The organism is Zhongshania aliphaticivorans (assembly GCF_902705875.1).
Classification (GTDB): domain Bacteria; phylum Pseudomonadota; class Gammaproteobacteria; order Pseudomonadales; family Spongiibacteraceae; genus Spongiibacter; species Spongiibacter aliphaticivorans_A.
Genome location: NZ_CACSIK010000001.1, coordinates 2,067,700 through 2,088,858, shown reverse-complemented (window position 1 = coordinate 2,088,858; position 21,159 = coordinate 2,067,700). Strand labels below are relative to the sequence as shown.

The 21,159-nt window shown below is 46.4% G+C and carries 19 protein-coding genes; 8 read left to right on the top strand and 11 right to left on the bottom strand.

Going from position 1 to position 21,159, the window contains the following annotated elements:
* Window positions 1–103: 103 nt before the first annotated feature.
* A complete protein-coding gene (locus AELLOGFF_RS09535; RefSeq protein ID WP_159268522.1) occupies window positions 104–517 on the bottom strand; it encodes a MerR family transcriptional regulator in 414 nt (137 codons plus the stop codon).
* A gap of 67 nt (window positions 518–584) precedes the next feature.
* Here AELLOGFF_RS09535 and AELLOGFF_RS09530 point away from each other — a divergent pair, with 67 nt between their 5' ends.
* On the top strand, window positions 585–1,223 hold the full coding sequence (locus AELLOGFF_RS09530; protein ID WP_159268521.1) for a cation transporter: 639 nt from the start codon (window positions 585–587) through the stop codon (window positions 1,221–1,223).
* 36 nt (window positions 1,224–1,259) lie between these two features.
* Here the strand turns inward: AELLOGFF_RS09530 and AELLOGFF_RS09525 are convergent, their stop codons facing one another.
* Window positions 1,260–2,507: an ABC transporter permease gene (locus AELLOGFF_RS09525; RefSeq protein WP_159268520.1), complete on the bottom strand. Its 1,248-nt coding sequence runs from the start codon at window positions 2,505–2,507 to the stop codon at window positions 1,260–1,262.
* A complete protein-coding gene (locus tag AELLOGFF_RS09520) occupies window positions 2,507–3,175 on the bottom strand; it encodes an ABC transporter ATP-binding protein (protein WP_159268519.1) in 669 nt (222 codons plus the stop codon). The genes AELLOGFF_RS09525 and AELLOGFF_RS09520 overlap by 1 nt, the downstream gene beginning before the upstream one ends.
* 101 nt (window positions 3,176–3,276) lie before the next feature.
* Between AELLOGFF_RS09520 and AELLOGFF_RS09515 the strand changes: the two genes are divergently transcribed.
* A complete protein-coding gene (locus tag AELLOGFF_RS09515; protein WP_235035649.1) occupies window positions 3,277–3,879 on the top strand; it encodes a DUF3299 domain-containing protein in 603 nt (200 codons plus the stop codon).
* A gap of 3 nt (window positions 3,880–3,882) precedes the next feature.
* Here AELLOGFF_RS09515 and AELLOGFF_RS09510 read toward each other — a convergent pair whose 3' ends face one another.
* The 6 genes from AELLOGFF_RS09510 to AELLOGFF_RS09485 all read right to left on the bottom strand — a co-directional run bounded on the left by AELLOGFF_RS09510 (window position 3,883) and on the right by AELLOGFF_RS09485 (window position 9,659).
* Window positions 3,883–4,884: a CobW family GTP-binding protein gene (locus AELLOGFF_RS09510; RefSeq protein ID WP_159268518.1), complete on the bottom strand. Its 1,002-nt coding sequence runs from the start codon at window positions 4,882–4,884 to the stop codon at window positions 3,883–3,885.
* A 141-nt stretch (window positions 4,885–5,025) separates the two neighbouring features.
* Window positions 5,026–5,736, bottom strand: coding sequence for a class I SAM-dependent methyltransferase (locus AELLOGFF_RS09505; RefSeq protein WP_159268517.1), 711 nt, complete (start codon window positions 5,734–5,736; stop codon window positions 5,026–5,028).
* Complete coding sequence (locus AELLOGFF_RS09500; RefSeq protein WP_235035648.1) at window positions 5,733–6,146, bottom strand: MerC domain-containing protein; 414 nt, start codon at window positions 6,144–6,146, stop codon at window positions 5,733–5,735. The genes AELLOGFF_RS09505 and AELLOGFF_RS09500 overlap by 4 nt, the downstream gene beginning before the upstream one ends.
* 38 nt (window positions 6,147–6,184) lie before the next feature.
* Entirely contained in the window at window positions 6,185–6,646 is a 462-nt protein-coding gene (locus AELLOGFF_RS09495) for a Fur family transcriptional regulator (protein ID WP_159268516.1), read from the bottom strand.
* A 7-nt stretch (window positions 6,647–6,653) separates the two neighbouring features.
* Complete coding sequence (locus AELLOGFF_RS09490) at window positions 6,654–7,217, bottom strand: ZrgA family zinc uptake protein (protein ID WP_159268515.1); 564 nt, start codon at window positions 7,215–7,217, stop codon at window positions 6,654–6,656.
* Between the two features lie 45 nt (window positions 7,218–7,262).
* The gene (locus AELLOGFF_RS09485) at window positions 7,263–9,659 is read right to left on the bottom strand and encodes a TonB-dependent receptor (RefSeq protein WP_159268514.1); all 2,397 of its coding nucleotides are present in this window, start codon (window positions 9,657–9,659) and stop codon (window positions 7,263–7,265) included.
* A gap of 476 nt (window positions 9,660–10,135) precedes the next feature.
* On the opposite strand from AELLOGFF_RS09485, the gene AELLOGFF_RS09480 reads away from it, so the two are divergent.
* Window positions 10,136–10,321 (top strand): hypothetical protein, encoded by a 186-nt coding sequence (locus AELLOGFF_RS09480; RefSeq protein WP_159268513.1) that lies wholly within the window; start codon window positions 10,136–10,138, stop codon window positions 10,319–10,321.
* A gap of 39 nt (window positions 10,322–10,360) precedes the next feature.
* On the opposite strand, the gene AELLOGFF_RS09475 is transcribed toward AELLOGFF_RS09480, so the two are convergent.
* Entirely contained in the window at window positions 10,361–11,296 is a 936-nt protein-coding gene (locus AELLOGFF_RS09475) for a LysR family transcriptional regulator (protein WP_159268512.1), read from the bottom strand.
* A 103-nt stretch (window positions 11,297–11,399) separates the two neighbouring features.
* Between AELLOGFF_RS09475 and AELLOGFF_RS09470 the strand changes: the two genes are divergently transcribed.
* The 5 genes from AELLOGFF_RS09470 to AELLOGFF_RS09450 all read left to right on the top strand — a co-directional run bounded on the left by AELLOGFF_RS09470 (window position 11,400) and on the right by AELLOGFF_RS09450 (window position 18,162).
* A complete protein-coding gene (locus tag AELLOGFF_RS09470; protein ID WP_159268511.1) occupies window positions 11,400–12,437 on the top strand; it encodes a zinc-binding alcohol dehydrogenase family protein in 1,038 nt (345 codons plus the stop codon).
* 93 nt (window positions 12,438–12,530) lie between these two features.
* The gene (locus AELLOGFF_RS09465; RefSeq protein WP_159268510.1) at window positions 12,531–13,343 is read left to right on the top strand and encodes an SDR family NAD(P)-dependent oxidoreductase; all 813 of its coding nucleotides are present in this window, start codon (window positions 12,531–12,533) and stop codon (window positions 13,341–13,343) included.
* A 212-nt stretch (window positions 13,344–13,555) separates the two neighbouring features.
* Entirely contained in the window at window positions 13,556–14,551 is a 996-nt protein-coding gene (locus tag AELLOGFF_RS09460; protein ID WP_159268509.1) for a DUF4862 family protein, read from the top strand.
* Between the two features lie 116 nt (window positions 14,552–14,667).
* Window positions 14,668–15,156, top strand: coding sequence for a tRNA adenosine(34) deaminase TadA (gene tadA / locus AELLOGFF_RS09455; RefSeq protein ID WP_268818550.1), 489 nt, complete (start codon window positions 14,668–14,670; stop codon window positions 15,154–15,156).
* Between the two features lie 483 nt (window positions 15,157–15,639).
* Window positions 15,640–18,162: a TonB-dependent receptor gene (locus AELLOGFF_RS09450; protein WP_159268508.1), complete on the top strand. Its 2,523-nt coding sequence runs from the start codon at window positions 15,640–15,642 to the stop codon at window positions 18,160–18,162.
* Between the two features lie 166 nt (window positions 18,163–18,328).
* Here the strand turns inward: AELLOGFF_RS09450 and acnB are convergent, their stop codons facing one another.
* Window positions 18,329–20,956: a bifunctional aconitate hydratase 2/2-methylisocitrate dehydratase gene (acnB, locus tag AELLOGFF_RS09445; protein WP_159268507.1), complete on the bottom strand. Its 2,628-nt coding sequence runs from the start codon at window positions 20,954–20,956 to the stop codon at window positions 18,329–18,331.
* Window positions 20,957–21,159: the final 203 nt, after the last annotated feature.

The following is a 21,159-nucleotide window of genomic DNA, read 5'->3' as shown; positions in this document are numbered from 1 at the left end:
AGTGTTACTCATGGTATGTCCTTCGGCTAGCTAGGGCGTGAATAACGATGCCATGAGTTTCACGTTAAAGCTGGCCGATTCTTTATTGCTCCTTATATTGTGGTCAGCCAATAAGTTTGGATTGTTGATCATAGTCGCTGAGTTTGCGGACTATCTGGCACTCAGATACGGTCTCGTTACGGCAGCTTTGTGCCAGTTCATTTAAGCTTTCTTCTAGTTTTTCCAATTCTTGAATTGTACTGCGAATTTTTTCTAGTTGATTTTGGATGGTCTGATTTATTTCAGCACAGGGGGCTTGCTTATCCATCTGTAGGCGGACGAGGAGTTTGAGTTCACTCAGTGGAATCTGTAATTCGCGGCATCGACGAATAAACACGATTCGCTCTATATCTGCCTCGCTGTAATCGCGGTAGCCGTTGGCACTCCGGCGGGCTTCGGGCAATAGGCCGATGTCTTCGTAGTAGCGTATAGTTTTGCTGGCCAGCCCAGTGTGTTCTGCTAGTTCATTTATTTTCATGGCGCTTGACCTTCCAGTTACTTGAAGGTTTAGTATAGCGATATCATTCTGAAAAGCGAATTCTACTATGTCTGATTGTTGTGGTACTGAAGCACGAAACCGCCAGGAACGGATTTTACTGTGGATAGTGTTGGTCTTGAATGGCGTGATGTTTTTTGTCGAGTTCATCGCCGCTTGGCTAGCGCATTCCAGTGGTCTCATGGCGGATTCTTTAGATATGTTGGCTGATACCCTTGTGTATGCTGTCAGCCTGTATGCGGTGGGGAAAGGTCTGTCACTAAAGGCTAAGGCCGCCTTTCTCAACGGCAGCTTACAAATGATTCTAGGGATTGGCGTTTTTATTCATATTGCTTGGCGAATCTGGGAGGGAAGTACTCCGAGCACGCATATTATGGGATGGATTGCCGGTTTGGCTCTGCTGGTTAATGTCAGCTGCTTTGCGCTGTTGTATCGTTTCCGTAGCGGCGACGTTAATATGCGGGCAAGCTGGATATGTTCACGCAATGACATGCTTGCCAATGCGGGAGTTATTCTCGCGGCAGGGCTGGTGCAGTATTGGTCTTCGCCTTGGCCGGATTATGTGATCGCTGTGATTATTGCCGGTATTGTGGTGCGTTCGTCTTATGGTGTACTGGTACAGGCGAGGGCTAGTTTAAAGCAGGCAATTGAAGAAAAAGCTGGCACTGCGAGTTTTAATCAAAGTTAATTAAATTGTACACCACTGCGTCGACGCAGTTAGCTATTAAGCTAACTGCTCATGTAAAGCGCGGCGATAAGCGATGACACCCGGAATAAGGCCGGTCACTAAAGCGGCGGTGAGAACAGCGAGTAGGTAGCTTGCTGATTGCATAGTGAAGAGATTTAGATCGATAAATACACTAAATCGCTCAGCAAGAAAATTCCCCGATACCACAGTGGCAAAGCTTAACAACATGATGGCCAAGAGCATCGCGCCAAAGGTTATTAAAGCCGCCTCGGCTTCAATCAACGCTAGAATGAACCATGGTGATGCGCCAATGGCTCGCATTACGGCAATTTCTTCTTTGCGTTCGCGTATTGAGGCCAGCAACATAGCCGCCAAGCCCAGCAGTGAGGCTAAGAGTATAAGCGCCGAAATCAGTCGTAAGGTGTGTTCTACTGTTGCCATTAGCTGCCAAAGTTGGCTTAGCGTCACCCCTGGCAGAATGGCGCGTAGTGGCTCATATTTGTAAGTGTTTATTTGGCGTTGGAGTTGAAAGGTCGCCATTCTGGACTTTAGTCCCACCATAAACGCCGAAATCGCCTCAGGGTTGCTGTGCGCGGCATTGATGTCTTGACTTGTACCGTTCGAACTTGCTGTCGTTACACGGCTTTGGCCTTTGCTATGGATTGCGTCAATACCTGCTAGGTGAACATGCAGGGTTTGATCGACCGGTGTGCCGGTGGGCTCAAGAATTCCTACCACTTTAAACGGATTGTCAGTGTGTTGGTTAAAGCTGGTACGGCCTAAACCGTGGGCGAGTATTAATGTATCCCCTAATTGATAGTTCAGTTCGCGCGCTACATCACTGCCCAGTACCACATCAAAAACACCAGTGAATATCTCGCCTTGTTTGATTGCCAGTGGCTTGTCTTGTCCATAACGGAAATAGCTGAAATAGTCGCCTGTGGTCCCCATGACAGAGTAGCCTTGGTGAGAGTCCCCCAGTGAAATGGGAATTGTCCACGCAATACTCGGATTTGAGGCAATGTTTTGATAGCTTTGCCAAGAAATGGTATTGCTGGCACTGCCGATACGGAACACTGAATAAAGTAGTAAATTTATATCGCCGGTACGGGCGCCGACGATAAGATCAATACCAGAGACCGTGTTGTTGAAACTACTTTTGGCTTGTTGGCGAATTTGCTCAACACCTAGTAAAACAAAAATACTCACTGTGATCGCTAATAGGGTAAGCAGGGCAGAGCCCTTGCGGTTTTTGAGGCTGGAGATTGCGAGGCGTAAAAACATTAAACTTGCTCCCCGACTTTATTGATGTCTGATATGGCTTCGACCCTAGAAAACATCTTTGCCAAAGCTAGGTCATGACTGACAAAAATAAGCGCGGTGCGGTGCTGATTCACTTGTTCTAAGAGTAATGACATAAATACATCACGGTTATACTCGTCTAATGCCGACGTTGGCTCGTCAACAATAAGCAGTTCTGGTTGGTTGATTAGAGCACGCGCTATGGCGACTCGCTGTTGTTGGCCAATACTGAGGCGCGCGGTTGCTTGTTGATGTAGTTGCTTATCAATTTTAAGCGAGATCAGTAGTTCAGTGGCGCGCTGGGTGGTGTTGCGGCTTCCGCCAAAATAGGCGGCGAGTTTTATATTCTCAATGGCGCTAAGATAGGGAATTAAGTTAAATTGTTGAAATACCACGCCGATATGCTGGGCTCGCCATTTATCGCGCTTCCGACCACTGAGCTTATTAATTGGCTTGTCCAAGATCGTAATAGTGCCAGAGTTTGGTAGCAAAATACCCGCAAGCATATTTAAAAGTGTGGACTTTCCTGCGCCAGAGGGGCCATGAATGAAAACCCGTTCGCCGGCTTGCAGAGACCACTGGGGGATTTCCAGTACTGGGCTTGTGGCATCGCCGTAAACCACACTTAGATCTTGAATTGATACAAGCAAGGCGTGAGTTCCTATTGTTTAATGATGAGTAAATTATTTATATGATATAACGTTTCATTTCTGTGGGCCACGTTTCTGGGTGACACACGTTGGAGGTTATTTTGGCACATCGTTGTTGGTATTGTTTAAAGCGATATATTGTTCCCTTTGCTTTAATTTTAATGAGTGTTTACTCCGTGCAGGGTCAGGCAGAAGGCGTTCAAAAGTCCGAATCCTATCTTGATATTGAGTGGACAGATTTGATGCCCAAAGACGACCTTGACGCTATTCTAAATCCACCAGAGTATCTAGATGATATTGTCGATGGCTCCGTTGAAGATCAGCTCAGTGAGCTGGGCCAACTGTCGCTACCGGAGGCCGATGATAGCCGTTATCAGCAGGCCTTGGTGTCGAGCCGAGTTGTAGAGGAGTTTGATGGAAAAGCCATACGGCTTCCTGGTTTTATTGTGCCACTGGCGTTTGGTAGTAGCCAGCAAGAGGTTACTCGTTTTTTTCTAGTGCCGTATTTCGGTGCCTGTATTCATGTGCCACCACCGCCACCTAACCAAATCATCTACGCTGAATTTGATAAAGGCTTTAAATTAGAGTCTTTGTACGACCCATTTTTCCTCTCGGGTGTGCTGAGTACTACCATGGTCGAACACGAGACAGCGACAGCAGCGTATGTCATTAAAGTTGAAAAAATAGAGCCCTATTCAGAATAAAAGCTAAGGTGAAACAACGCAGTCAAAGAGGTCTTTTTCGAGTTGATCAAGTGCGCTTTTTTCAATGCTGATGCATTCGATACGGCTATCCAAGCTATCATCGAGTTCGGCTTCGCTTAGAACACCATCGGCTTTATTGTACGTAACTATGCCTTGATCAGTGATAAAGACGCCTTTGATGCGCTCCGCATCAATGCCTAGAAATAGTTTGTAGAGGCTAGCAGCGCTAAATACCCATTGGGGGTTAAAGATCCAGCCGCGGCTGTAAAACCCCTCACCAGTATTGTCGATGCTAAGGTAACCTTCTTCCGTCATTTGCGGCGTTTCTAATACCGAGGCTCCAGTGTCATGCTCGTGGTGATGGCGGGGGTGGGTATGTTGTTCGGCTGACGTTAGTAGCCAGTCAATATCCATTTGCCCCTGGCTCACCTGGTAGACGGATTTATTGTCGAGGTTCATTATTTTATCGAGATAGTCTAATAATGCAGGAAAATCTTCGACTTGATATTGCTCGGCTTTGTTGGCAACAATAATATCGGCAATAGCCAATTGTTGTTTGAAGGTTGAATGCTCAGTGTAACGCGGGTCATGGACCTTTCTGGCGTCAACCAAGGTGATGGTGGCTCGCAGATCAAGGACTTCTTTGTAGTGTTCCGCTGCCAATACAGCAAGTACCTCTTTCGGGTGCCCAAGTCCGGTGGGCTCAATCAGTAATCGGTGTGGCTTGGCACGGCTGAGCAACATATTTAACGCAATTTGCATTGGCAAACCGGCCGCACAACACATGCATCCGCCGGGTACTTCACGGATAAATACGCCTTGCCCCTCAGTTTCTTGTCCACTGAAAACACTGCCGTCGATGCCAACTTCGCCAAACTCATTCACCAAAACTGCCCAGCGTTCATTGTCGGGTTTTTGCTTTAGTAAATGTAGGATGGCGGTCGTTTTTCCGACGCCAAGAAAACCAGTGATGACATTGGTTGGAATGGCTATTAATTTAGACATATTGTGCGTTTCCAAGATTCTGCGCGCGTTTTTATAAAGCGTATGGCACGGTCAGCCGATCTCATCATTTCTATGACGGACAGCCGTGTTTTAAATTATCCCATTTGTTGTATTGGGTCGGTATGTGTTTGGAATTCAATACTATGCGGGATGTTTTTCTGCATACCAAGCGTGGAGTAATCCAGCCTGAAAAAATTGTATGGGGATTTTAAAATTGCCGGCGGCAATGATATTAGCAACGTCCTCTGCTGGTAGCAGTGCAATGTCATCACGATAGTGTGCTCGAAGTTGTTCTATGTTTTCTTCGCTAATGACGTCACCGGTTTTAAGCATGTGTAACCAGGTTTCTAGCAGAGATTGGCCATGTTCAGAGCTTAAATCGGTAGCAAGGTCTGCACTTACCAAAAGACCAGCTGGGTTGAGGCGGTTGGCAATCTCCGAAAAAAACTGAATTCGTGTGTCCTTATTAAGAATAAAATGTGAGACTAATATTGAGCACGCTGCATCAAATTTTGTCGTTGTTTCTAAGCTGTCAAGATAGCCGTTATGGAAGGAACAGCGGTTCTCTAGTCCGAGTTTTGTGAGCCGCTGGCGACAGATAGTTAGCATGGCTGATGACGGCTCAACTGCGGTAAATGTCCAACTGGGATTGGTTTGCGCTAAGTTGATTATTTCTGAGCCAGTGCCTGGGCCAACACACAGAACATTGGCATTGTTGCTTAACTTGCTAAGGCTTGCGTTAATGAATACATGGAGGGCGTGGTGAAGCGGCGCCATTTTTTTCCATTGCTCATCATAGTTTGGCGCCACGTTTTCAAAATGCGCAGTTACTTTATCTTGTTGTGTATTCATTTTGCACTGTGTTGGCTGTTGCAGTGACAGCGAAGGCTGTTGCATAAGTTATGGTTGCGAATATGTCCGATGGTAATGAGCAGCGCACCGAATAATGACGCGATTTTTTCACCCGTCTCACCAAACAAGTCGTGCCCCCAAAAAGCAGTGAAGCTGAGTATGGTGAGCCCTAATATTCCGATAACCATAACGCTCATTTTTAGATGCTGGCGGCAACCCATTGTTAAGGCAATTAAACTTGTAGGCAGTACGGCCAATAAAAGCCACTGATGGAAGTGTTGGTCGGCAACAATATTGGTGGTTAGTACCGGTAGAATGACAAGCGCGACGGGTAGGATTAGGCAGTGTATGCCGCAAAGGACAGACAGGCTAATCGCGGCTTTGTCTATGTGGGAAGATAGGCTGTTCACATGTTCTCCAATTATAATTGTTGCAAGCGTGTTATTCGCTAGGCTGCGATTGTGGCGCAATCCTTACATAAGCAATGCAATTCGATTTGTGGGCTTTTGAGGAAATAATCCGCTTCTTCCACATTGTTTTTTAAGGTGTTAATGAATGTTTTTTTAATACCAATTTCTTTCACATTGTTACAATTATCACAGATGAGAAACTGAGGGATTTCGTGAGTATGGCCGCAGCTAATGTGAGAGCAGGCAACATATTTGTTTGCAATATGAAGCTTATGCGCCAAGTTTTCACTGGCGAGAAAATTCAGTATTCGATACATGGTTGTTGGCGGCAGCGTTTCGCCAAACTCTTCACGCATGTAATCAACAAGTTCATAAGCAGACTGAGCTTTCTGAGAGGTGAGTAAACCGGTCAAGACACGTCTGCGCTTTTGGGTGAACTTTACGCCATTTTTGCGGCAACTGGCTTCAGCGTGATCGAGGATTTGCTTAATATCACTCATAAACTGTTTACCTAAAGAAAACCTGATGCTGACTATTGTCTAGTGTGATCGCTCCTTGTCGGCCTTTTACTATCCACTGAACCTGCAGTGAATGGATGGCTGGGAAACGGTTGGTAAGCTGGGTAGTCAGTGAATATAACTTATCAGTTTGCTCACAATGGAAGAGGTAGTGAGACTCTATATCACTGTGTTCACTGTGTTCTTCGTGATCATTTTTTTTGGTCACTGAAGTAAAGTCAGCCGAATGGTTTTTCAGCTGACATAAATCATTTTCAAATTGAAATAGTGTCTTTGTATTTGCAAGAGATTGGCGTACATCATTTAGTAATGATTGCTGTTCCGTGGTTTCAGCGTGCCCCTCAAACCCCAGCAGATTTACCGCTGGGGAGTGAAGCTGAATACTAAGTTGATTACCTTCTAACACTACAAATAATTCGGCAGTACCATGCACATGAGCTTGACCAGATTCATGGTGTTCATGATGCTCTGAATGTTCATCATTTGCGGTGACGGTAGGGCTGCTTAGTAGCAGCACCCACAAAGTATTAAAGACGAAAAACCAGTATGACATTGTTACCTTAATCCCTTGTATGACGATATTTATAAAGACTTACCGTTAAAACTGTCCTCTTAGCCCGATGCTAAGTCCTCGTCCTGGTAAAGGTGCGAGATTTTTCAAAAAGGAGGAATGCACTCGGGCTTCTTCGTCGGTCAGATTGCTGGCATTAAAGTACACGGTGAGATCATTATTGCTGACTTCAAATGTGTATGCCATTTCAGCGTCAACTAGTGTGTAGCCGTCTGTTTCGGTCTCTAGGTCAGATGCCATATTTTGTTCAAAATAGTGCGATACGCTCAGAGCCGCATCCCAGCCTTGGTGTTGATAGCGTAATTGGCTACCTAGGCGTAATGGTGGGATTCTGGGTAGGTTGCCACCGTCGTCGAGTGTGCCACGTACTGAATCACCCCAGATATTTAGAGAGAAGGGCGTCGAAAACTGCCATGCGAGCTGGGCCTCAAGGCCGTATAAGGTTACGTCTGCTTGCTCAAATACATAGACAGGTAGGGCGCCGTGGTCATGCTCTTCTTCGTGCTCCTCTTCACCTTCGCCTTCTTCGTGATCGTGATCCTCTATGTCTTCACTGGTGTAGCCGGTGTTGCGCTCGTAGTAGTAATTTTCCACTTGGTTATAGAAAACGTTCACGACCCAGCCAATATTGCCGGAATGCTTACGTAGGCTTAAATCAATATTATTGGATACTTCTTCTTCAACATTATTGCCCTCATGAAAGTGGGGGTCTTCGCCGTCATGCAGCCAGAATAACGCACCTACCTCGAAACTGCCGGTGCCGATATGAGCGCCATACGAAAACAGTTCTGACGCGCTTGGCGCCCGCTGAGCGTGAGTCAATGAGACCGTTGCGTTGTAGTCTTCAGTGAAATCCCAGACTACGCCCACGGAGAGGCTGTAGGGATTGAAATCCAATTCGTCAAAATGTAGCAGCTCGTCTTCGTCATGGCCAAAAGCGATGGGGTCGGCATCAAGAGTGACTTTCTCGACGCGAGCACCTAATTGCCATAAGAAGTCGCCGAAGTGCTTTTCCTGCATCATCGCTATGGCGTAGCTTTCTGTGCGGCTTGGCGGCGTGAAGGCTTCTTCTCCAATAGCCTCAAAATCTGAGGTCTTGACCTCTAGGGAGAGGGCGCCACGCCAGCCGTCCATTTCTTGCAGAAGTAGGTCGACTCTAGCCTGTAAGGTTTCGTTGCTGAAAATGGTGCCAATGCCGCCATCTTCGATCTCGGCATGTTCGTAGTCGGTATAGCCAATTCGGGTGTTTACACCGCTTAACCAAGGGGTGTCTAAGGATAGCTCACTGATCAGTTGCCAGCGTTCTTGTTTGAGGTCGGAGAGGACGTTAGCTTCCTCTTCTTCATGCTCGTGCTCTTCACCTTCTTCCTCTTCTTCGTGTTCCTCTTCATGCTCATGGCCTGGAATACCGTTGACTCTCTCTAAGTGTCCGTAGGCTAAACCGATATAGCCATTGTCCAGAAGCAGACTGCCACCAATGTTGAAGCCTTTGCTTTCCGATGCACTATTTTCTAGTACGCCATCGGCATGTTCCTCGTGGCCTTCTTCCTCATGTTCTTCCTCGGTTTCAAGTACCGCGATGCCGGGTATTTCGTAGTCGCTACCATCGCGCCAGAAGGCATCCACATGGACGGCGATTTTATCGTTACCGCCGGTGTAGGCTGCAGAGATTTCGTCTTCATCAGATACGGTATTGTGTCCAACTGAGTACGCACCCTTAGCTTCGCTAGAAGAGGGGACGCGGTCATCGACGATATTAACTACGCCGCCAATAGCACCGGAGCCATAGAATAAGGTGGCGGGGCCGCGGAGTATCTCGATTTGTTCCGCTGTACTTGCTTCTGTAGCGACCACGTGGTCTGGGCCAACGCGGGAGGCATCACTGACATCTAAGCCGTTCTGAGTAATTAATACCCGAGGCCCATTTAAGCCCCGAATGATTGGGCTACTTGATACCGGTCCGAAATAGCTTGAGTGTACGCCAACTTCGTTCTTTAAGGTCTCTCCCAAGGTTGCAGCTTGTTTACGGCGAAGTTCGTCGCCGGCAACAACAGTAACGGGTTGAGCTGATTCCATAATGGATGCGTGGAAAGGGGTGGCGGTTACATCAATTTGCTCAATAGCAGAACGCTTAAGGGTAATCTGCTGAGAATCAGTTTGTCCGGGATTAAATAAAATATTTTTATGGCTATAGCCAGGTGCGGTGATGTGTATTTCACGGGCGGATGCTGGGTCTGCGTCTAAATTGAAGCGACCGTTGGCATCGCTACTCGCTTCTACCTTGCTGCCGACAATGCTAATTGAGGCGTTGTCGATAGGATCACCCGAGGCATCAATAATCTGGCCGGTAAGAGCGTGGCTTAAGCCTGAAAGGCCCAGTCCAGATACGGTTAATAGGGCGAGCATACTCGCGGAATGCTTCATTACAGACTCCTAATCACATATATATACTCAACTGTGCTTTGTTAAGCCTCTGTTGAAAAGTAAGACGAACTTCGTTTTTACGCTTGCAAAGGGCGCCCAAGCTGGGGCTATATTTTCTTTGGTGAGCGAATAATAATGAAATGATATAACGTATCTTAATATGGCTTGGCATGGGTGAGCAAGTGTCGATAGTAATTAATCTCAGTATTGAGGGCTTATAATGACGTAGTTGGAGTTTGTTGCCGTGTAGCGAGGGGGCGAATAGTGGCGCAGGGTTTGAAGTACTTTGACGATTGTTAACTACATGTTTGAAGACGTTTGTTATTGCTTAACTATGTTCGTTCAGGGTTTCTCTGTGTGGTTGAGTTGGTGTTTGAGCGATAGCTACTCTTTATGACCGCGTTGAGCAAAGCTAGAATGGCTTTTATCTACAGCGGAATTTTTAAAATCTTAGAAGGGTTCGCATGATATTAATTATGAAATCAGAGTTTGAAAACCTTCAGCATAATGATGACTTTTCCTACGATGTAGACAGCAACTCAAACAAGCAAGTGCTGAAAATCTATTGCGACGACGCTTTGATAGCAAAGAAAATAAAGTTAAAAAAATCGATACGCTATTTTGGTGTGCGTAATTACCAAGATTTTTTGACACAAGATTAAGTTGGCGTAAACCGTGTTGATTGATCCTTGGCATTGTATTTACTTAAGTGCGTCGCGCGTAATGAATCCTTCGTTAATGAGTTGTTTTAAAATAGTCCTGCACTTGTCTTGAAGCATATCTCTTAACAAGCGAATAGCAGGTGTAATCGATTGCCGGCTAGGACAGATCAACCAAAGTTCACTTGCTTTGGGGGTGTAATCAGGGATAAGCGTAATCACTCTTCCGGCGAGAATGTCTGATGACATGTCTAGGCATGACTTTATGGCGATACCTTTTCCTGCCACACACCAGCGTCTCACTAGGTCACCATCGTTAGAGGCACGATTGCCGTTCATTTTAATTTTGAAATCACTGCCAGCGCGTGAGAACGTCCATGTGTTGTGCAAAATATCGTGGAGTTGATAGAACAAGCCGTTATGTGGCGGAAGCTCGTGGGGATGCTTTGGTGTGCCGTATTTCTGGAGATACTCGGGTGTTGCACACAGTAGTGAAGGAACATTACATATTTTAAAACCGTAGAGGTTGGCATCTGCCGGTGAGCCATAGCGCAGTGCGACATCAACGGCGTCTCTGTAAAAATCGATGGTACTGTCACTAATATTAAGTTTGAGGCGAATTTTTGGGTGATTAGACATGAACTCATCCAACCATGGGCTGACCATATTACGACCCAAGTCTGATGACAGGGTAAGCCGTAATTCGCCCTCGACAGTATCGGGATCTTCTTGAATGTTCTGCTTGGCTAAGTCAAGCATTGAAACAGCTTGCTGGCACTGCGGAATATAGCGTTCACCGGCGTTCGACAGCCGAAGCTGCCTCGTTGTTCGGACAAATAACTCCGTCCCTAACGTTTTTTCGACTCGCTTCAATGCGGCACTTGCGGTGGCAACGCGCATGTCTAAATGGGCCGCAGCGGCGGTAATGCTGCGAAATTCAGCGACTTTGAGTATGACTTGGAGGTCTTCTAACAGCATATATTCAATTTATTTTTGATAAAGTTTCTATTATTATGCTGTTTATGAGGAGGTAATCAAGCGCTATTCTTTCATCAACTTAAATGATCCCTTGGAGAAAACGATGAAAGCTATTGGCTACCGACATTCATTAGCGATTGAAGACGCTGAGTCACTTGTTGATATTGAACTGGATACGCCCAAGGCGGTGGGGCATGACTTGCTTATTAAAGTGAGTGCCATCGCAGTGAACCCAGTAGATTATAAGATTCGCCAGAATGTCGCACCAGAAGACAATGCTTATAAGGTAATAGGCTGGGATGCGGTTGGTGAAGTCGTCGCTACCGGTGAGGCGGTTACGCAGTTTGAACCGGGCGACCAAGTTTATTATGCAGGGGATCTTACGCGCCCAGGCAGTAACGCTGAGTATCAATTAGTAGACGAGCGCATCGTTGGCCGTAAACCCAAAAGTTTATCTGACGCAGATGCAGCAGCCTTACCGTTAACGACAATTACCGCTTGGGAATTATTGTTTGAGCATTTAAAGATACCCCAGCAAACCCCCGGTTCTGCTGAAAGCTCAAATGACGTTATTTTAGTGGTCGGGGCTGCCGGTGGCGTGGGCTCCATCTTTATTCAGCTGGCGAAAGCACTGACTGGCGCAACGATTATTGCCACTGCGTCGCGAGAAAGCTCCGCCGCATGGGTGAAAAAACTAGGTGCCCATCATGTCGTTGACCATACCCAAGATCTCAAGCCACAGATTGACCAGCTTATTGCGGAGAAAGGTGTTGGGCCGGTCACGCATGTTGCTAGTCTTAATAGCACGGAAACCTATTTCGACAGCTATATAGATTTGCTTGTTCCCTTCGGAAAAATAGCGCTTATCGATGACCCAGAATCCTTTGATGTCGCTAAGATAAAACCCAAAAGCTTATCTTTACACTGGGAATTTATGTTTGCTCGCTCAATGTTTGATGCCGCAGATAAACACGAGCAAGGCCTATTACTGAACCGCGTCTCTGACTTGGTAGATCAAGGCTATATTCAAACCACGGCGGGTAAAAACCTAGGGACGATTAACGCGCAAAATTTAAAAACTGCCCATGCTGAACTGGAATCTGGCAGATCAATAGGCAAGATCGTATTGGCAGGTTTTTAGGCCTATTCAGTGATGATCATCGGCCTAAATGTCGCCATGTTAAGGCGCTATGTAGGCTGAGATTAATGGAATGCAATATCGAGTGGTGATGTTATGGGAAAAACTATTTTAATTACAGGAGCTACAGATGGCATTGGCTTGGAAACAGCCAAAGCACTGGTAACGCAAGGCCATCGAATTCTATTGCATGGCCGCAGTGAGCAAAAGCTGAACGAGGTTCAGTCAATGCTAAGCCAGTATGACAAGGGCGTGGTAGTCGAGTCTTACCTTGCTGATCTCTCCGATTTGGCGGCGGTCGAGGCATTTGCGAAGAAGATCATTGAAGGTCACAGTAAGCTCGACGTTCTAATTAATAATGCTGGGGTGTTTAAATTAGCGAAGCCGATGACATCAGATAAATTAGATACTCGATTTGCTGTTAATACTATTGCCCCTTATCTACTTGCCCAGCGTTTACTGCCACTTTTTTCTGCGGACGGGCGGATCATTAATTTGTCCTCTGCGGCGCAGGCGAGTGTTGATTTACGCGCAATGACGGGAGAGCGCGAACTGGACGATGACTTCACTGCTTATGCCCAAAGTAAATTGGCTATTACCATGTGGTCTTTCTATTTGGCCGGCGTATTGAAAGCGAGTGGGCCAGCGGTTATCGCGGTAAACCCTGGTTCAATGTTAGCGAGTAAAATGGTCAAAGAAGGCTTTGGTGTGTCGGGCAAGGACTTGTCGATTGGAGTTGAGGTACTTTGCCGCGCCGCGTTAGCAGAAGAATTCGCTGCGGCGTCTGGAAAATACTTTGATAATGATGCGGGCCAGTTTTCATTGCCTCATAGTGATGCCTTAGATTCCAACAAGGTTGAGGGCTTGGTGAGTTGTATTGAAGCGGTTTTACTTCGCGTATTAGGGTAAGAAGCCGCTAGATTAAGAGCGGTTATTTACAGCATTATGAATATTCAATGTTAACCCGCCCGTTTATCTGGTTTGCTGTTGTAGTGGCTTAATTGGATTACTGTTCTGAGGTACGCATAGATAGTTGGGTTGGCCTTCTGGTAGAATTCGAGTAATTTTTGTAATTAAATTACAATATTCGTTCGGTTGTTTCTATTTGGGAGTTGGGTTATATGGCGAAGTATATCGTTGGTGCATACGCGACGGTGCCGCAATCAGATAAATGGGATGCACAGTTACAAGCTGAGTACCTAGACGGTATTAAAGATTTAGATAATATTGGGGGCGTTGAGCATGCCTTTGCTGGCAGTTTACATCCCGAAGACGATGATTGGTTCTTGGCAAATATTAATCCTGAGTGGGATTTTGTCTTTACCGGTGTGCCCGGCATTATGGGGAATATTGCGGCGAATCCCAAATTTGGAATCGCTTCTGATGATGCTTCTGGTCGTGAAGCAGCGTTGGCATTTTATGAGAAAATGCGACTTGCCGTACATAAATTAAATACCTTTGTAAATCGTCAAGCCGTTACACATGTCCAATTGCAAACAAGCCCTAATCAGGCTGTTGCCGCGTCTTCAGCAGCGTCTCTCACAATGTCGTTGACCGAAATGCAGTCATGGGATTGGGGTGGCGCAACGCTAGTCATTGAGCATTGCGATACTTTTGTAGCAGGCCAAAAGCCGTCAAAGGGGTTTTTGTCTATTGAGGATGAGCTTGCTGTTATCGCTTCGCTTAATAAGGAGTTTGCTTGCAATATAGGCATTGCAATCAACTGGGGGCGTTCAGCGCTGGAAACACGGAGCATTGATGGCCCGTTGGAGCATATCAAACTGGCTGTTGAATCAGACTTGCTGCGCGGTTTGATGTTTTCTGGTGTGAGTGATGAAGCGTCGCCTTATGGTGTGTGGGAAGATACTCATATGCCGCCCGTGTTGCCATATGTTGATGGTCGGGATGTTTACTCAGCGGAAAAATCGCTACTCACAGAAGATCAAATTTCTCGCTGCCTTCAGGTGGTTGATTGGTCGCAGCTCCAATATTTGGGATTAAAAATAGGCGTGTGTCCCAAGACACTATCAGCCGCTGAGCGGGTGAGGTGTAATCAAGAAACTCTAGCTATGATTGTTAGACTGTCGGCGAGCTTTAACCCTTCATCAAGTCTGTAACAGAGTATTATTAACTAGATCTTTGATGACATAATACGCTAGAGAACGGGCGCTATCGTAGCGTGCGGTCGAAAAATACTTACGGGATTGCAGGGTAAAAGGTATATAGAACAGTAGTGGATGAATTTAGCGATGAATATTGGATGCACAAAGCACAGGCTTTGGCATTGCGTGCAGATGCCTTAAATGAAGTGCCTGTTGGGGCATTAATTGTTCGTGATAATGTGGTAATTGGTGAGGGTTTTAATCAACCAATTACTCAGCATGACCCAACTGCCCACGCGGAAATTATTGCTCTGCGAAATGCTGGGCAATCGGAAGCCAATTACCGACTTCCTAATGCCACTATGTATGTCACCGTTGAACCTTGTGCCATGTGCGCCGGGGCTATTATTCATAGTCGGGTATCGCGGCTCGTATTTGGTGCAACAGAACCAAAGGCGGGGGCAGTGTGCAGTCATTTGCAGTTGTTTGAGCAACCACAGATGAATCATCGAGTTACATGGCGAGGTGGTGTTCTGGCAGTTGAGGCGACAGCAATATTGAAGGCATTTTTTGCGAGGCGGCGTGAAGAAAAGCGCGTTTTAAAGAGTCAGACGCTTTAATTGCAAAATACTTACCAGAATGGTCGGACTGAGCTTTGACTGTTTGATTTTAGCTTGGTATGTCGGGGGCGTTTTGATTAATATCACTAAGATATTGCTACGTTAATAGTTTGAATAATATAACTGAAAAAAAATGTTTAGTAGACTTAAAATTTAGTGCCAGAAATCGCAATTGTAACGCTGGGGCATGAAACGTGCTTGTCACCGGTATTAGCAATTATTGTATCTGTTAAACCAGCAAGGATAAATAATTAGCTTCGGTGGTAAGCAAGCTTAGCGGCTGGCCATGGGGTTTCAGTAAATGAGTACGATTAAATTATTGCTGTATATGTACCCATTAGTTAATTTTACTCTTGCTACAAGTTTGCGCAGGATTTGTGCGTAAGGTTTACTAAATAGGCATAAACCGGTGAGTTTGCTTAGACTAATAATTGTACTTTTATAACCAATAATCACGAAAATAATTTGATTGAAGAGGCTTAGGTGAATCTCCTACATAACAAAACTGGTTCAGTCGCATTATGGTGTCTGTTAATTACTTTTTTTGTACCGGCTACAACGGCCGCTACCATTTCAGTACATAAAAAGTTCCACAAAGTAAAAGCCCTTGAAAAAAAAGCACTGCTTGCTAAAGAAAGTAAACAAATGCTCTTGTCAAAAACGGTTTCTATCGATGCGACTCGCGATGATATTAATCTAATTGAGCCGGTGAATAATTCAGATTTTAGTAATAAGTACCTTCCAATTTTCGGCGTAAATGGTGATTCTGAAATTCGGACAAGCTCACTCAGCACTCGCGGGCTCGGTAATTTCACTAATGCCATTGGCTTGCGATCGTCTAACCTAATCGTTTTTGATAGGGAGGTTTTACCCCGTCGGTCTATGTTAAATACCGCGATCGCAGATGTTGCTAAGGTAGAAGCTTTGCGGGGGCCGCAGGGCACACTTTTTGGTCAAAATGCCTCAACAGGTGTCATTCAGTATGAAACAAGGCGACCAAAATTAGACACGTTTATAGGACGGATCTCTGTACAGGCAACGGAATATGAGGGCTTGGAGACCAAGGCGGCAGTTAACCTGCCTGTAGGAGAACAGTGGGCTGTTCGTATGAACGCCCAACGCAGTGAAGTTGGTGGCTGGATTCGTAATGAATATCCTGGTGGCGAGGATATTGGTGCCGGATTATCTGAGGGACTTCGCGGACAATTATTATTTGCGGGTGATCCTCATTTCAATGTTCTGCTGCGGATGGAATATTCAGAAAGTATGAGCAATTGCTGTGCATCAGTGATTGACGAACTTGTTCCTGATTTTGGGCCGACACCGATTGTTCGCATTGATAATGGCGTGGTGTCGGCGTCCTCCTACAATATGATTGATCCTGAACCGAGCTTTAAGGAGTTTGGTATCCCGGTTGCCTCGAAAAATACCGCGGTTAGTTTCCAGAAAATTGAAAATTTCGGCGTATCGGCCGAGCTCAATTACACCTTAGCTAATGGAATACCCCTCAGTTATATCGCTAGTTTTCGCGATTTTGAGATTCACGGTAATTCTGGATCATCGTCATTTAAATTTCCTTTGGAGCGTGAAATCCGTGCCGGAACTGAGGGCGTGGGTGTCGTTCAGCAAGAGCTCAACCTAAGCTCGATTGGTGAAAATTTGTGGAGCTGGGTAGTTGGTGTGTTCTTTCATGATACCGTTGGCAGTCGTTCTGAAGTGACCGATGGCTGTATTGGTGGCGCCGGCGCGTCATCTCGAGGCGTAATAGAAGATGGGGTGCTAGTGGCTTGTGTGTCAAAGGATTCTGCACTTGCGTTTATTGATGATTATCAGCAGAAGGGCAGGCAAGATCGCACATTACTTCAGGCCGATCGTAATCTTTCGTCAGCTCAGTACACCTCTAATTTCACCAATACCGCAGTTTATGGACAGGTCGGGTATCAAATTTCACCTCAAATCGATGCCACTCTGGGCTTTAGGGCGCTGTACGAGAAAGGCTCCGCTGGTTTTACCTCACTATGGTTGCGCCCCCCAGAAGAGGGTTCTGGCCTAGAAAACTACGCGGAAGTAAAAGCCATGGCAAATGATGATATGTCATTGGTCCGCAGAGATTCCATCAGTGCGAACTTTGCAGATACAAATTTTGACCTTACCTACAAGTCGGTATTGGGCTACCAATTTAGTGACGCTATCCGTGGTTATGTGAATTATTCTACGGGTTATAAGGGGCCTTCTTTTCATGTAACGAGTAATTCAAATTTGCAGCAGCCTGAATACTTTCCTACGCGACCGGAAAAATCGACTAATTTTGAAGTCGGTTTGAAAACCACCTTATTCTCGAATCGCATGTTTTTTGATGTTACTTATTTTGATATGGCGATAAAAGATTATCAGGTTCAAACACAGCTACTAGCTGACGAATCTAGTGCCACCTATGGCGGCTTTATTAATGCTGACAAAGTCCGGTCTAGCGGTGTTGAGGCTGATATGGTGTATAAGTTTGCAGATAATTTAAAGTTGATCGGTAGTTATGCACTATATGATGCGGTGTACGATACTTTTTCAAGTACGAAGGTAAATTGCCCCGGTGGAAACTTACAGTATCGCTGTAGTGTTGTAGACGGTAAGCAAGTATTTGATCAAAGTGGGCTGGCCCTTCCGAATAATGCGGAGGAACAGTTGCGGATGACAATTAATTATCGGCGTAAACTAGGCCGCACTGACTGGAGTGCCGACATCCGTAGCGTATGGCGTTACGAAAGCGAGAAAACGCCAAACACTTCTTTACTCGTAGAGAACGCGGCACCTAATCCTGCTTTCGATGTATTGGATCTCTACCTAGGATTAGGTAACGCTAAGCTGCGGTTTAATTTTTTCTTAAAAAATCTGCTAAATCACCGCTACACAACGAATAAGTCAGTGAGTTCTGGCGGGGATCGTGTCGCTTACGCTTATCCGCGAGACTATCAACGGTATCTCGGAGGCAGTGCCAGTTACAATTTTTAATCCTTACTTTACTGCGTTGCTAAACAAGTGATGAGTTTGAGCGCATGAATTGGACTGTAGTCGACACACGTTAATGAAATGTGTGGCCAATAAGGAAAAATATCTAGTATTTATAGACACAAAAAAGCCGCCCGAGGGCGGCTTTTCAAGTACTTAGATCAGCTACTTACATTGTCACTTCAGTAATTTCTACAGAAGCAATGCGTTTACCTTCTTCAGCACCTTCCTGGAATGATGCGATTTGATCGAAGTTCATGTAGCGATAAATCTCGCCAGACATGGCATCCAAATCTTTGCAGTATTCCATGTATTCCGCTGGTGTTGGCAGGCGGCCTAATAATGCACCAACCGATGCCAGTTCAGCAGAGGTCAGATAAACATTAGCGCCATTACCTAGGCGGTTAGGGAAGTTACGAGTTGAGGTCGACAACACAGTAGCGCCATCGGCTACACGCGCTTGGTTACCCATACACAATGAACAACCTGGCATTTCCATGCGTGCACCAGATGCACCGAAAATGTTGTAGTAACCTTCTTCCATTAAGGTGTGCTGGTCCATTTTGGTAGGAGGCGACAACCATAGACGGGTAGATAGGGCGCCTTTGTTGGCGTCCAGTAATTTACCTGCCGCGCGGAAGTGACCGATATTGGTCATGCAGCTACCAATGAAGACTTCGTCGACTTTGTCACCAGCGACTTCAGATAGCAGTTTTGCATCATCTGGGTCGTTCGGGCAGCAAACCACAGGCTCTTTTAGCTGATCCAAATCGATTTCGATAACGGCTGCGTATTCTGCATCCGCGTCACCTTCGAGAAGGCTTGGGTTAGCCAGCCATGCTTCCATGTTTGCGGCGCGACGCTCAAGGGTACGCTTGTCACCGTAGCCTTCGCTAACCATCCAGCGAAGCAAAGTGATGTTTGAGCGCAGGTATTCAGAAATTTCTGGAATACCTTGCTTAATAGTACAGCCAGCAGCAGAGCGCTCTGCCGAGGCGTCAGATAATTCAAATGCCTGCTCAACGGTTAAGCCAGCCAAGCCTTCGATCTCAAGAATGCGGCCAGAGAAGATATTCTTCTTGCCTTTTTTCTCAACGGTCAAGTGACCTTCTTTGATCGCTTGGTAAGGTATGGCATGAACCAAGTCACGTAGAGTAATGCCAGGCTGCATTTTGCCTTTAAAGCGAACCAATACTGATTCAGGCATATCTAGTGGCATAACGCCGGTGGCCGCAGCGAAAGCAACCAAACCAGAACCAGCTGGGAAGGAGATCCCCATTGGGAAGCGTGTGTGTGAGTCGCCGCCAGTACCGACAGTGTCTGGCAATAACATCCGGTTTAGCCAGCTGTGAATGATACCGTCGCCTGGGCGCAGTGAAACACCGCCACGGGTCATGATGAAGTCAGGCAGATTGTGCTGCGTGTCGATATCGATTGGCTTGGGGTAAGCCGCCGTATGACAGAAAGACTGCATGGTTAAGTCGGCAGAAAAACCAAGACAAGCTAGGTCTTTTAGCTCATCGCGAGTCATGGGGCCAGTGGTATCCTGAGAGCCCACGGTGGTCATTTTAGGCTCGCAGTAAGTGCCTGGGCGAATACCCGTGCCTTCAGGTAAACCACAAGCGCGGCCAACCATTTTTTGCGCCAAGGTGTAGCCTTTACCGGTATCTTCAGGCTGCTCTGGCAGACGGAAAAGAGTAGATGCCGGTAAACCTAATGATTCACGTGCTTTGGTTGTTAGGCCGCGACCGATAATCAGATTGATACGGCCACCAGCGCGGACTTCGTCGAGAAGGACGGGTGATTTGAGTTCGAAGGTGCTCAGTGTAGCGCCAGTGTCTACGTTTTTGATAATGCCGTCGTAGGGACGGATTTCAATAACGTCTCCCATGTTGAGGTCGTCGACAGGAGCTTCAAATACCAATGCACCCGCGTCTTCCATAGTGTTGTAGAAGATCGGTGCAACTTTACTACCGATACAGACGCCGCCAGAACGTTTGTTGGGTACGCCGGGCATATCGTCGCCGAAGAACCACAGTACCGAGTTAGTCGCAGATTTACGTGAGGAGCCAGTACCCACAACATCACCTACGAAGGAGATAGGGTGGCCTTTTTTCTCTAACTCTTTAATCAGTGTCAGTGGACCAACACTGCCTTGGACGTCAGGCTTGATACCGTCGCGTTCCATTTTGAACATCGCGAGTGCGTGTAATGGAATGTCTGGGCGTGACCATGCATCAGGTGCTGGCGACAAGTCGTCGGTATTGGTTTCGCCGGTGACTTTAAATACGGTGTTAACAATACTTTCTGGTACTTCTGGGCGGTTAGTGAACCATTCGCCATCAGCCCAGCTTTGAATAACTTCTTTAGCCAACGCATTGCCTGCTTTTGCTTTTTCTTCTACGTCGTGGAAGGCATCGAACATCAACAAAGTGTGTTTAAGTTCTTTAGCGGCTGCTTCGGCAAGCTCACTGTCGTCGAGGAGTTCAACTAAAGTGACAATGTTGTAGCCGCCATGCATATTACCGAGTAGGGTTACTGCTTCTAGCTTGGTAATTAATGGGCTGCTGGCTTCACCTTTGACAAGTGCTGATAAAAAGCCTGCTTTAACGTAAGCAGCTTCATCAACACCGGGTGGTACTCGGTTGGTGATCAGGTCGACGAGCGTGGTTTCTTCGCCTGCAGGTGGGTTTTTGAGTAACTCAATAAGTCCCGCAACTTGTTCTGCATTCAGGGGCTGGGGAACAATCCCTTGCGCGGCGCGTTCGTCAACGTGTTTCCGGTATGCTTCGAGCACAGTGTAACTCCTCTTTTCAGTTTCGGTACCCGCATCCGCCGGGATCGCCGGGGCCGGGGCTATCGATGCCCATCATCGATGCGAAATAGGGGGCTGCAAGTATACTTAAAAACCCTACTCAGGTTAAGTGAATTACTGCACTTGCCAGCGCTTGGGGCCTTAGCTTACCCTTAATCCTTTAGTTTTGATTTTATTTGGAGTTT